Origin of the sequence: Chryseobacterium tagetis (genome assembly GCF_016735585.2) — a bacterium.
Lineage (GTDB): Bacteria > Bacteroidota > Bacteroidia > Flavobacteriales > Weeksellaceae > Chryseobacterium > Chryseobacterium tagetis.
In genome coordinates this window covers 731,388-744,810 of sequence record NZ_JAERSE020000001.1, presented here as the reverse complement: position 1 = coordinate 744,810, position 13,423 = coordinate 731,388, and the positions used below count along the sequence as shown (strand labels likewise).

Genomic DNA, 13,423 nt, shown 5'->3' with positions numbered 1-13,423 from the left:
TTACTTTTACTCCCATGGAAATCAAAGACACAAAAAATAAACAAAACCTTCAGGAACTTATTGATACAAAAGACTTTGTAGCCCATGTATCTGTAGATTGTACCATATTTGGTTTTCATAATAATATCCTGAAAGTATTGCTTTTGAAGTATCATGACCTCAATTTGTGGTCACTTCCCGGCGGATTTGTCTTTAATGATGAAGATCTCAGAGAAGCTGCAGCCCGTGTTTTGTATGAAAGAACACATATAAAAGATATTTTTCTGAAACAGTTTCACACCTTTGGAAGAATAGACCGTACCGAAAACAATGTACACCAGATTTTGCTTCAGAACAAAGGAATTGAAATCCCTAAAGATCACTGGATTTTTCAAAGATTCATCACAGTAGGGTATTGTAGTTTAATAGATTTTTCTCTTGCTAATACATTTCCTGATGCCTTTAACGAAACCTGTGAATGGTTTGAGGTGAATAATCTTCCTCAAATGGCATTTGATCATGACAGAATCATAGAAACAGGTCTTGAATATCTGAGAATGAATATCAATACGGAAGTTGCAGCCAGTAATTTGCTTCCTGAAAAGTTTACCATGAAAGATCTGCAATCTCTCTATGAAACCATTTTGGGTGAGAAATTCAGAAGAAATAATTTTCAGCGTAAAATACTGAGCCTCAACATTCTTGACAGGTTGGAAAAGTTATATGACGGGTCTGCAAATAAAGCTCCTTATCTCTACAAGTTCAAAAGTAAAGTTCATAATTCACCTAATCAGTATCCTATCTCAAATGACAAAGAGGATGAGGAATAATTGAGGCTTTTAGCCTATTCAAAAAGGTGAAAAAATCAATTCTTATCAGGCATTCAAAAAAAATTTCTCCGGAATAGCGAAAAGTATTACTTTTAGAAAAATTAAATTACAATGTCATATTATCCTCTTACATCGATCCCGGATTATTACGGAATTGATGCTTTACTTACCGAAGAACACAAACTTATACGCCAATCGATCAGAGAATGGGTAGAAAGTTTTGTCATGCCACAGATTGATCATGCTGCACAAAATCATACCGATATTCCAGGCTTGATGAGAGAATTGGGAAAAGCTGGAGCATTGGGTCCTTATATTCCGGTTGAGTATGGAGGTTCCGGTCTTGATCAGATTTCTTACGGTTTGATCATGCAGGAGCTGGAAAGAGGAGATTCTGCCGTTCGTTCTGCAGCATCTGTGCAAAGTTCTTTAGTTATGTTCCCTATCAATGAATTCGGTTCTGAAGAACAGAAAAGAAAATATTTACCAAAGTTAGCTTCAGGAGAAATGATCGGTTCTTTTGGACTGACAGAGCCTAATCACGGTTCTGATCCGGGTTCTATGGAAACCTATTTTAAAGATATGGGAGATCATTATCTTTTGAATGGAGCCAAAATGTGGATCACCAATTCCCCGCTTTGCGATATCGCTGTAGTCTGGGCTAAGAATGAAGAAGGAAAAGTTCAGGGATTAATCGTTGAAAGAGGAATGGAAGGCTTTACAACTCCTGAAACCCACAATAAATGGAGCTTAAGAGCTTCCAAAACAGGAGAATTGGTTTTCAATGACGTGAAAGTTCCGAAAGAAAATTTACTTCCGGGAGTTACAGGATTAAAAGGACCTTTGTCTTGTCTGAATTCAGCGAGATACGGAATTTCATGGGGTGTAATCGGAGCTGCTATTGACTGTTATTGTACTGCAGTTCAGTATTCTAAAGAAAGAAAGCAATTTGGAAAACCAATCGGTTCTTATCAGTTACAACAGAAAAAATTAGCAGAATTCCTGACTGAAATCACTAAGGCGCAATTACTTTGCTTACAACTAGGAAGTCTTAAAAACGCTCATAAAGCGACTCCTGCTCAAATCTCTATGGCGAAAAGAAACAATGTAAAAATGGCGATTGATATTGCAAGAGAATCCCGCCAAATCCTTGGTGGAATGGGAATCATGGGTGAGTTCCCGATGATGAGACACGCTGCAAACCTAGAATCCGTAATTACTTACGAAGGAACGCATGATGTTCATTTATTGATCACTGGTTTAGATATTACCGGAATTAACGCATTCTAGGATATAGAAATCGAATATAAAAGAGCATGACCAATTTTAAAATGATCATGCTCTTTTTTGTATTTGCTTAAACGCAAAGAACTATAATGATATGTTTTATTTAAGAATGCAAAGACAATAAATTGTTTCGCGAAGCAATATCGGAAGCTTCATCCAATCAACTTGTTGATTAAATCTTTGCTCACTTAAATTATCATCAATACCCTATTTAAACTTTGCGTTAAAATAAAAATCTCTTTGATATTAAAAAATTAAATAGAATAAGTCTTAATCTCTTCAATAAAATTCATCTCTGGATTCAGAATTTCCTCAATTAAGCTTTTAATAGACTTCATGGCATCATCTATATCTCCCTTTTCAAACTGCAATGATACCACACCTTTTTTGGCTTCGGCAAAACTCCAGATTCCGGTTTCAATAGGAAGACCCCAAAACTCTGGAAGATTCTGTACCACATATTGATAAATACACAGCTGTAAGGCTTGTTTGCGGTCGCTGTTGTGGAAATATTCTTCAACATTGTCCTGATCAATTTTAACGATCAGATTTTTGATTTTTGCAGTTTTATAATCGATAATTCTCAGCGTTCCGTTTAATCGGTCGATCCGGTCAATAAATCCGAAAAATGATATTTTGTGCGATGCATCGAGATAGAAATCTACATTTTCAAACCGCTTTTCAATATCTAAAATTTCGAGTTTATTTCCGTTTTTCACAAGATCAAGATCATAATTCAGAATGCTTTCGATCACTTTTTTAGCAATGGCTTTGTGAATGAAATTCATTCCCTTTTCATAAAATTCCGGCTGATGTTTCAGCTTGTCGATAGCAATATTAATATATTTATCTATTTCTTTAATTGAAACTTTTAAATCATTTTCTTTTAACACCTTACCTTTCAAAACCTCATATACTTCTTGAAGGGTATAGTGAACTAAATTTCCGTAATTTTTAACCGATAGTTCTTCTTCAATTTCATCGTTTTCGGAAGTGTTTAAAATCTTAGAAAGATAAAAATCGACGGGGTTATACAGGTAACTTGTAAGGTGGGAAGCCGAAACTTTTTCTTTCCATTTTTCAAGTTTCTCCAAGACCACAGGTGTCTTTATAAACTCAATAGGTTCGGTAATGATAGGCTCAGATGAATTCTCTATAATAAGGTGTTCAATATGGTGAGAACTTTCCATTTCGATCTGGGTAATAAACCGGCTCTTTTCTCCCGAATTCACTCCTGAACTTAATGCATTGAACAGGAGATGTAAATTCTGGGAATCCTGAATCAAACGGTAAAAATGATAGGCATAAATACTGTCGTTCTCCAAAAATGTATGCAGATCAAAAAACTTACGGATGTCAAACGGAATATAGGTATTCTGAGAGTTTCCGAGCGGCAATTTCCCTTCGTTTACAGAAAGCAGGATTACATTCTCAAAATTTAAAAGACGGGTCTCCAAAAGTCCCATAATCTGCAATCCTCTTAAAGGCTCTCCCTGAAAATCTATGCTCTCCGAATTGATATGCTGATTGATTAAAACCTCCAGTGTTTCCATTGTGATTTCAAAATCATACGGACTCAGCTGGTTTTTTATAATCCTAAATGAATTCTCGAAGTGAGATACGTTTTCATATTGTATATCATCTATTTCCAGCCATTTTACTTTCTTACAAAAATCAATTAAAGCATCTAAATAAACATTCGTGGAATCTGCTTTCTGAAGCAAATTAGAATATGACAATTCTCCTAAAAGCTCCTGTAATAATTTTCTTGATATATAAACAATATTCCTCTCTTCTACTTTTGCTTTAAACTGATTGATCACCAATTCGTCTTCAGCAGATTTCGGAAGTTCTTCAAGAATAGGAAAAACATCGCGATAATAGTAAGAGGATTTGTTTTTTTCCAGTTGTTTCTGAAGATAAAAAAGCTGTTTTACCGCGTTGGAAAACGAAAGATTCTTCAACGGAAATCCCATCGTGATATTCAGATTCTGAACTCCGTACATGACATCTAAACTTGCAGGAAGCAAATTTTCATCCAGCAGGACAACTGCTGTATTGGAATACGTCTTATTTTCTATTTCCTTAAAGATTTCAGGCAATACTTTTGTTTGGGTAATGTTTCCTGAAACCTCATATACTTTTATATTTTTAGGCTGGTTAAAATCATCTTCGATCCAGTTAAAAGCTCTGTGATCGTTGAATTCTTTCCAAGTTTTATGATTTCTCAGAAATTTTCCGGCTTCCTGTCTTTCATCATCAAAATAATAATGATCTGCCTGAAAGAAACATTGTCCTTTATCCCATTTTAAAAGACTTCTTACCAGTTTTTCTTCAACCGGAGTAAAGGCGTTGAACCCACAGAAAACAAATTTTTCTTTGGTATTTTTAGCAAAATGATCAATTTCAGCTTTTGCGGTTTCATGAATCATTCCGGAAGTAGCCCAGTTTTTCTCCTGTAATTTTTGTTTCAGAACGGGAAGAAAAACGTTCATATTTTTCCAGAAGTTCAGGAATTTTTTTCTCGGAACCTCATCATCTTCTCCCAAATTCTGCGCCCAGTCTTTAATCCTCTCTTCATCGAACATATATTGGAGAACTACCTGATCGCCGCTCTCTGAAAACTTTAAAATATCGTCCCAGTCTTTCTGTAAAGTCGGAAACCATTTCAAAAAATCCGAAAAATTGTCTCTTGGAATAAGATTAAGGCTTTTATAGACATCAAATGCAAAAAGCCACAAAGAAATGCCCTGAATCGGCTGTTTGTCTGCAATCTGATTGATCAGTTCTTCTACCGTAAAAAAATTGGGCAAAAAACCTGAATAGTTATTTTCTTCTAAAATTCTTCTGATAAAAACAATGGGACGTTTTCCCGGCAATACGATATTGAACTCGGAAAGATCAGAACTTTGAGCTAATAATTCGTGAATAATTTTATTGAGGAACTTCAAGAGGTTTTAAAGTTTTTTAAATTTTCTAATTCTGAAGAAATTAATGTATTGTATTCAGCCTGTTTTTCTTTGTTGATGCCGTGTCCTGTCTCTTTATCGTAGGTAATCTGAAAGTTTTTATATTCGTTTGAAATTGCGGCATAAATCCCTTTAAAATACTTGTCGAAATCTGCAGAGGTTTTAATCTTTTCCTGAACTTCTTTTCTCAGTTTTCTGGCAAATATTTCTGCAATATCGAAATGTTTCTGTTCGTGTAAGAGCACATAATCATTGGTTCTTTTTGCATCTTTCCAAGATTTATCTTCATTAAAGATGGTTTCTACATTAAACTCAATTGCTGCTTTCGGATTACTGGATTTCACCACAGAATATTCCCATCCGCAATGGGTATAAGCGACTACATCAGGATTGCTTTTTCGGTTAACAGGACTTTGGAAGTTTTCCCATTTAAGTTTTGTATTCTCGCTCCAGCTTATTTTCTGACTCAATGCCTGAATGGAGAATAAAGAACACAATACAACAATAAATTTCAGCATTTATTCTACTACAATTGTTTTGGTAATCCAAGTATTTCCTCCGTTCCAGAACTTAAAAGTATACGTTCCTGTCTGTTGCGGACTGAATTTGATCTGATTAGCAAAGGTTTTTGTGGAAGGTTCACAGCCTCCGTCTGTTCTAAATTTATAAGCAGTAACTGATCTTGTTACATTATCATCATGAATATAATCATAACCGTAAAAACCTTCACAATTAGATTGATAAACAGAGTATGTTTTAATACTTTGAACGGTAAAAACATCCATCGTATCATTGATAATTTTCACGCTATCAATTTTTACTTTCTCTACTGCTTCTACGGTTTGATAGTTATCATCATCATTACATGACGTCAAAATTAATCCCAACACAACCACAGAAATTCCAATATTTATCAATTTTTTCATAGCTATTCCATTAATTTTGATTTAGAAATATAAATTTACGAATTAAAATTACCTTTTGAGAGATAGACTACTTTTTTTGTGTCAAAGAATTCTCCTTCAAAATAATTTTTAAGACTATAGATTTCACATTTAAGTCCTGCAAGTTCTTCTGCAAGATCTCCTCCTTTTAAATAAAGAACACCATTGTGTTTTGTATTGAGCTGTTCTTTTTCAAATTTCCCTTTCAGCCATCTTAAAAATTCCGGCATTTGGGTAACTGCTCTGCTCACTACAAAATGGAATTTTTCTTTCAGCTTTTCAGCTCTTCCATGGATAGCGGTTACGTTTTTCAATCCAACGCCTTCTGCAACTGCATTTACGACAGTAATCTTTTTTCCGATAGAATCAATCATGGTGAATTCTGATTCCGGAAAGAGTATTGCCAAAGGAATTCCCGGAAAGCCTCCTCCTGTTCCGATGTCCAAAACTTTTGTACCCGGTGCAAATTCCATCACCTTCGCAATTCCTAAAGAGTGCAGAATATGTTTTTCATACAGTGATTCCATATCTTTTCTGGAAATTACATTGATCTTTTCATTCCACTCATTATAAAGAGCTTCTAATTTTGAAAACTGTTCAATCTGTGTTTCAGTAAGATCGGGGAAATATTTTAATAGTAACGAGGTAGACATATCAATTATTATAATCTGCAAAAATAAGTTTTTATTGGCTTTGGTCAAATATTTAAATTTCACCTGATTCTATTTCGTAAAAAAAGACCATCAACAGACAGTCTTTTTTATTTTATTCTTTTTCAATCGGGTTATTGGTTCGGCGAAGTATTTTTGCAATTTCAGCATCCATATTGCCGTTTTTTTTCAATTTTTCGACATCAAATTTCCCTACATATCCGTCTTTGAACTGAATATTCATTGCTCCTACATTTTTTTCAATACTCATACTCTCAATATCATCAGCAAGATTAGGCGTATAGGTCATTATGGCTTTCCTGTACTCTTTCCAGCTCATTTCTTTATTATTCTTTGGCAGAAAAGCAAAGAGGGCCTTTATTTTTTTGATCTGAATTAAATTAAAAGCATGATTTCCTTCACTGTCTTTAAGACGTACAATCAACCCCGGAAGTCCTATGAATTTATAAGGTCCGTCGTTAATCGGATATTCCTTGCTGAACCAGGCTTCCCAAGTTCTTCCTTTATAGTTGGTGGTTGCTTTTTGACAGTTGATATTGTTGATTTTTAAAAATTCTTTTTCAATATTCCACTTTGGGGCTTCGTCTTCAATGACTAAAAGATTGGCTGTTTTATATTTATCATAAAACTTTATATTTTTCTGAGCATACTCTTTCTCAACAATGTACCCCAGATTCTGGTCATATTTTTTACCATTATAAAGAACTGCATTATTTTTTGTTCTGTTATATGTAGAATCTCTTTCGTATTTCGCAGCATTGTAGAAATAAGATTTTTTCCCATCCGAATCCAGATTCATATAATCAGTAACAAGAGAATCGATTTTAAGATCCGGTTTCATCTTATATTCGTACACAAAACGATAGCTCTGAGCTGAACAAAAGGACGCCAATAACAAAAATAAAAATTTAAACATTTTACTCATTTTTTAGAATTTAATATTCTTAATATGTCCAAATCTAGTGATTAAAATTCAAAAAAAATTAATCTTGGCCTATTTCTGTTTCCCGAGAGAATTTTATTATATATATTTGTTAAAATTCAAAAAAAATTCATGAACAAACTTTCAGATAGAGTAAACAGATTAGGATACTCACAGACTTTCGTGATGTCTAACAAGGCCAGAGAAATGAAAGCTAACGGTATAAACGTTATCAGTTTAACATTAGGGGAACCGGATTTTGATGTTCCAGATAATATAAAACAAGCTGCATTTGATGCCATTAATGAAAACTACAGTCACTACTCTCCTGTTCCGGGATTCTTAGAACTTCGTGAAGCAATTGCTCAGAAGCTTAAAAGAGACAATCATTTAGAATACAAACCTACACAGATCTGTGTTTCCAATGGTGCAAAACAGTCAATTATCAATGTTTTAGCAGCACTTATAAATGATGGAGATGAGGTAATATTACCAAATCCGTACTGGGTAAGCTATGATGAAATGGTAAAAATGATGGGCGGAAATTCTGTAATGCTTCCTACTTCTTACGTTACAGATTTTAAAATTACAGCGGAACAATTGGAAGAAGCGATTACAGATAAAACTAAAGCGGTCTTATTCAGTTCACCTTGTAATCCTTCCGGAGGATATTATACTTATGATGAGCTGAAGTCTTTAGCAAAAGTAATTGCCAAATATCCTCATGTAACGGTGATTTCTGACGAGATCTACGAATATATCAATTACGAGACGAAAACCACTTCTATTGCACAGTTTCCTGAAGTATATGAGCAGACAGCTGTAATCAACGGTATGTCTAAAGCGTTTGCGATGACCGGCTGGAGAATCGGTTATTCCGCGTGTCCGGAATGGCTGGCCAAAGCTTGTGAAAAAGTGCAGGGACAAATGACAAGCGGTGCGAATACAGTAGCTCAAAGAGCTTCTATTGTAGCTTTAAAAACAGATCCTTCCGAATATAAATACATGATTGACGCTTTCAAGAAAAGAAGAGATCTTGTGTATGATCTAATGAAAGAAATCCCTGGATTTAAAGTGTTGCTTCCTAAAGCGGCTTTCTATTTCTTCCCGGATATTTCTCATTATATTGGAAAAACATTAAACGGAACTGAGATTAAAGATTCTGACGATTTCGCTATGTTTCTGTTAGAAAATGCTCATGTAGGATGTGTAGGAGGAGTTTCTTTCGGAAGTCCTGAATGTATCCGCTTTTCTTATGCGGCTTCTGAAGAAGAGTTGAGAGAAGCCATGAAACGTATTAAAAACTTACTAGAACCATTCAATTAAACGAATCAAAAAATATAGAATGAACTTTTTAAAAAAAATCAGTATTGTAACCAGTATTGCCGCGGCAAGTTTTGTTGGGTATACTTACGGACAGGATTTCCAGTGGAAGGAAGCCACATCAAACGGATATACGTACAAATATGTAACGAATGATCCTACTGCAGCAAGGTATTATAAATTGAAAAACGGACTTACCGTTATTCTGAGCCCTACCAACAAAGATCCAAGAATTCAAACCTATATCGCGACAAAAGCAGGAAGCAAAACAGATCCTGCCGATCATACAGGTCTTGCCCATTATCTGGAGCATATGCTTTTCAAAGGAACTGATAAATTCGGTTCAAAAGACTGGGCAAAAGAAAAGCCAATTCTGGATCAGATCGATGCGCTTTATGAAAAGTACAATTCCACGAAAGACGAAAGCAAAAGAAAAGAAATCTATAAAGAAATAGACAGGGTTTCCGGAGAAGCTGCAAAATTTGCCATTGCCAATGAGTATGACAAAATGATGGCAGGAATGGGTGCAGACGGAACGAATGCTTTCACTTCTTTTGAACAGACCGTTTATACAGAAGATATCCCTTCCAATGTTGTAGATAAATTTCTTGCGTTACAATCGGAAAGATTCAGACAGCCTGTTTTAAGGCTTTTTCATACTGAATTAGAAGCAGTATACGAAGAGAAAAACAGATCTCTGGATGATGACGGTGATAAAGTATACGATATGATGTTTGCAAGTCTTTTCCCTAATAACAATTACGGAAAGCAAACAACCATCGGAACCATAGAACACCTTAAAAATCCTTCTTTGAAGGCAATCCGTCAGTATTTTGACACGTATTATGTTCCTAATAACATGGGAATCATCATGTCCGGAGATTTCAATCCGGATGAAGTGATCGCCAAAATTGATAAAGCTTTCTCTTACATGAAGACCAAATCGATTCCGGAATACAAAATTGGGCAGGAAAAACCGATCACCTCTCCTATTGTAAAGGAAGTTGTAGGACCTAATCCTGAAAACGTAATGCTTGGGTTTAGATTTCCGGGAGCAACCACCAAAGATGCAAGACTGCTTAATTTAGTAGGTAATATGCTTACTAACGGACAAGCCGGTTTAATTGATTTAGATCTCGTAAAAAAACAAAAATTATTATCTGCTGGTGCCTATCCGTATGTCTTGAAAGATTACTCAGTCCTTTTATTACAGGGAAGACCTACAGAAGGCCAATCTCTGGATGAAGTGAGAAGTCTTTTACTTCAGGAGATTGATAAATTAAGAAAAGGAGAATTTTCAGACGATCTTATTGAATCTATCGTTAATAACGAAAAGAAAAACATCATTCAAAAGGATGAAAAATATTCTTCCAGAGCAGGAATTCTGATGGATGAATTTACTTCTGATATTGATCATAAAGTTTCTTTGGAATACGTAGACGAAATCTCCAAGCTTACCAAAAAAGACATTATGGATTTTGCATCCAAATATCTGCAGGCAAACAATTATGTAGCGATCTATAAAAGAAAAGGAGAAGACAAAAGTATTGTAAAAGTTGACAAACCAACCATTACACCCGTTTCCGTAAACAGAGAAGACCAGTCTCCTTTCCTGAAAAAGATCGATGAAATGCCGGAAAACGCAATTTCACCGGTATGGCTGAATTATGATAAAGATATTACTAAAAACAAATTAGGAAGTATTGATGTATTATCTGTGAAAAATACAGATAATGCTTTATTCAGATTATATTACCACTTCGATTCAGGAAAATGGAACAATAAAATCCTTCCGTTGGCTGCAGAATATCTTCAGTATTTAGGAACGAAAAACAAATCTTCTGAAACCATCAGCAAAGAGTTTTATAAATTAGCTTCAAGCTTCAATGTAGGTGCAGGTAACGAAGAGACTTATGTTAGTCTAGAAGGACTTAATGAAAATTTTGATAAAACGACTGCTCTTTTCGAAGACCTTATTAAAAATTGCCAAGCCGATCAGGCTGCTTTAGACGCGTATAAAACAAGACTTAAAAAAGCAAGAGCAAACGCAAAACAAAATAAAGGGACCATCATGTCAGGATTAAGAAGCTACGCGCAGTATGGAGCTCAAAATCCGTTCAATAATGTATTAAGCGATGCAGAATTAGATGCTTTAAAAGCAGAAGACCTGATCAAAGTTCTTCATGATCTATTTAATTATAAGCATAAAGTATTATACTATGGTCCAAAATCAGGAAGTGATCTTGTAGCTTCTTTGAAACCTATCCATACCCTTCCAAAAGATCTTAAAGAGCTGACCAAAACAAAAACGTTTGTGCAGACTCCTACAGATAAAAACAAAGTCTTGTTTGCACATTACGATATGGTACAGTCTGAGATCTTCTGGGTAAGAAATGCAGATCAGTACAATGCTGCAGAAACACCAACAGTGAACTTATTTAACAATTACTTTGGTGGCGGAATGGGATCTATTGTTTTCCAAACCATTAGAGAATCTAAAGCATTAGCTTATTCTACCTATTCTTATTTTGCGAACCCAAGTAAGAAAGAAGATAAAAGTATGGTTCTGGCGTATGTAGGAACTCAGGCAGATAAATTCAATGAGTCTACCACTGCAATGAATGAGCTTCTGACCACGCTTCCTAAATCTGATCAGTTATTTGAAACAGCAAAAAGCGGATTAAGAAAAACAATTGCTTCCGAAAGAATTACTCAGGACGGAATCATCTTCTCTTATCTGAGAGCTCAAAAGCTTGGAAATAATACTGACATCAGAAAGAACGTGTATGATCTTGCTCCAAAATTATCTTTTACGGATATCAATAATTTCCACGATAAGGAAATGAAAGGAAAAAATTATACCTACTGTATAGTGGCTTCCCAGGATAAAGTAAACGAAGCTGATATGAAAAAGTTAGGTGAAGTAAAAAAACTGACGTTAACTGAAATATTTGGTTATTAAATTTTAATAAAAAGCTCTGAAATCAGAGCTTTTTTCTTTATAATCAATCAAAAACAATTATAGATTTTATTTATCAAAATCAATTTGTTTGATAGATAGAATATTCATACATTTGTATCAGAAAATTTAAATATAAAAACGAGAAAATTATGTCTTTAGTAGGAAAAAAATTCCCGAATGTAACGGTAGACGCAATGTCTGAAATGGGTGATGATCTTAGAATCAACATCTTCGAAGAAGCTACAACAAACCAACAAAAAGTTATTTTGTTCTGGTATCCAAAAGATTTCACTTTTGTTTGCCCGACTGAACTTCACGCTTTTCAGGAGGCTTTAGGTGAATTCGAAAAAAGAAACACAAAAGTAATTGGTGCTTCTTGTGATACAAACGAAGTACACTTCGCTTGGTTGAACGTTTCAAAAGATAATGGTGGTATTGAAGGGGTTACTTACCCGCTTTTAGCTGATACCCACAGACAATTGGCCAACCTATTGGGAATTGTAGATCAGGATTTCGAATACAATGAAGAAGGTGAAGAAGTTTTCACTGGTTCAAACGTTACGTACAGAGCAACTTACCTTATCGACGAAACTGGAAAAATTTTCCACGAGTCGGTAAATGATATGCCTCTAGGTAGAAACGTAAAAGAATATTTAAGATTAATCGATGCTTATACTCACGTTCAGAAGCACGGTGAAGTTTGCCCTGCAAACTGGGAAGAAGGAAAAGAAGCGATGAAAGCTGACAGAACTTCTACTGCTGAGTATTTAGCTAAGAACTAATACAATGTGTTAATTTGAAAATGAGATAATTTGAAAATTAATCACATGATTACTTAAAAATTATCTCATTTTCTATTGATTAGCACTTTAAAATTAACAAATTTCTAAATTTTCAAATCAAAATTATGTATACAGAATTAACCGAAGATACGCTACAGAATATAGTAACCGATAATGAAAAAGTGGTTGTACAGTATGGAGCGACATGGTGTGGAAACTGCCGAATCATGAAGCCGAAATTCAAAAAACTGGCCTCTGAAAACGACAGCATTCCTTTCCTTTATGTAGATGCAGAAAAATTACCGGAAAGCAGAAAACTTGCTAAAGTTGACAACTTACCTACTTTCGCAATCTTCAAAAATGGAGAATTAGTGAATCAGGTTCAGTCTAACCAAGCAGAAAGTTTAATTAACTTATTTAACGAATTGTAATTATGAAATTACCAGTAATCAGACAATTTTATCAGAATCAGACTCAAGAGAACCTTGAAAAAACACTAGAAGTGTTGGAAAGCTTCAGCGAGTTCAGAGGAACAAGTGAAGAAGATTTAAACGTTGCAGGAGAATTAATTACCAACATCTGCGGAGCTTTAGAAGTTCATGCCAACGTACAGAACGGAATGAGTGAAAAGGACGCTTTAAACTCATTTGCTCAAAAGGTTTTAGGATCTATTGACAAGTAAAACGGAATTGAAAGTTTAATTTCCTTAAACCTTTCAAATTCTCAACAAAAAAATACAGACTTCGCGCGAAGT

Annotated in this window: 12 protein-coding genes; 7 read left to right on the top strand and 5 right to left on the bottom strand. The window is 34.8% G+C overall.

Annotation, left to right across the window (positions count from 1 at the left end):
• The first annotated feature begins 14 nt into the window (after window positions 1-14).
• Together JI747_RS03225 and JI747_RS03220 are read left to right on the top strand one after the other, a co-directional pair.
• On the top strand, window positions 15-809 hold the full coding sequence (locus JI747_RS03225) for an NUDIX hydrolase (protein WP_225686246.1): 795 nt from the start codon (window positions 15-17) through the stop codon (window positions 807-809).
• A 111-nt stretch (window positions 810-920) separates the two neighbouring features.
• Window positions 921-2,099 carry an acyl-CoA dehydrogenase family protein gene (locus JI747_RS03220; RefSeq protein ID WP_225686244.1) on the top strand — a complete coding sequence of 393 codons (1,179 nt, stop codon included), beginning with the start codon at window positions 921-923 and terminating at the stop codon, window positions 2,097-2,099.
• A gap of 251 nt (window positions 2,100-2,350) precedes the next feature.
• Here the strand turns inward: JI747_RS03220 and JI747_RS03215 are convergent, their stop codons facing one another.
• From JI747_RS03215 to JI747_RS03195, 5 genes are all read right to left on the bottom strand, one after another.
• Window positions 2,351-5,047 (bottom strand): PD-(D/E)XK nuclease family protein, encoded by a 2,697-nt coding sequence (locus tag JI747_RS03215; RefSeq protein ID WP_225686242.1) that lies wholly within the window; start codon window positions 5,045-5,047, stop codon window positions 2,351-2,353.
• Window positions 5,044-5,583 carry a DUF922 domain-containing protein gene (locus JI747_RS03210; protein ID WP_225686241.1) on the bottom strand — a complete coding sequence of 180 codons (540 nt, stop codon included), beginning with the start codon at window positions 5,581-5,583 and terminating at the stop codon, window positions 5,044-5,046. The genes JI747_RS03215 and JI747_RS03210 overlap by 4 nt, the downstream gene beginning before the upstream one ends.
• Window positions 5,584-5,991: a hypothetical protein gene (locus JI747_RS03205; RefSeq protein WP_225686240.1), complete on the bottom strand. Its 408-nt coding sequence runs from the start codon at window positions 5,989-5,991 to the stop codon at window positions 5,584-5,586.
• 35 nt (window positions 5,992-6,026) lie between these two features.
• Window positions 6,027-6,662 (bottom strand): 16S rRNA (guanine(527)-N(7))-methyltransferase RsmG, encoded by a 636-nt coding sequence (rsmG, locus tag JI747_RS03200; protein ID WP_225686239.1) that lies wholly within the window; start codon window positions 6,660-6,662, stop codon window positions 6,027-6,029.
• A gap of 112 nt (window positions 6,663-6,774) precedes the next feature.
• Complete coding sequence (locus JI747_RS03195; protein WP_225686238.1) at window positions 6,775-7,596, bottom strand: GLPGLI family protein; 822 nt, start codon at window positions 7,594-7,596, stop codon at window positions 6,775-6,777.
• Window positions 7,597-7,734: 138 nt separating this feature from the next.
• Here JI747_RS03195 and JI747_RS03190 point away from each other — a divergent pair, with 138 nt between their 5' ends.
• From JI747_RS03190 to JI747_RS03170, 5 genes are all read left to right on the top strand, one after another.
• Complete coding sequence (locus JI747_RS03190) at window positions 7,735-8,928, top strand: pyridoxal phosphate-dependent aminotransferase (RefSeq protein ID WP_225686237.1); 1,194 nt, start codon at window positions 7,735-7,737, stop codon at window positions 8,926-8,928.
• Window positions 8,929-8,947: 19 nt separating this feature from the next.
• Window positions 8,948-11,887 (top strand): M16 family metallopeptidase, encoded by a 2,940-nt coding sequence (locus JI747_RS03185; RefSeq protein WP_225686236.1) that lies wholly within the window; start codon window positions 8,948-8,950, stop codon window positions 11,885-11,887.
• Between the two features lie 149 nt (window positions 11,888-12,036).
• Window positions 12,037-12,669: a peroxiredoxin gene (locus JI747_RS03180; protein ID WP_225686235.1), complete on the top strand. Its 633-nt coding sequence runs from the start codon at window positions 12,037-12,039 to the stop codon at window positions 12,667-12,669.
• Between the two features lie 125 nt (window positions 12,670-12,794).
• Window positions 12,795-13,100 (top strand): thioredoxin family protein, encoded by a 306-nt coding sequence (locus tag JI747_RS03175; RefSeq protein ID WP_225686233.1) that lies wholly within the window; start codon window positions 12,795-12,797, stop codon window positions 13,098-13,100.
• Window positions 13,101-13,102: 2 nt separating this feature from the next.
• Entirely contained in the window at window positions 13,103-13,351 is a 249-nt protein-coding gene (locus JI747_RS03170; protein WP_225686232.1) for a DUF6952 family protein, read from the top strand.
• Window positions 13,352-13,423 lie beyond the last annotated feature (72 nt).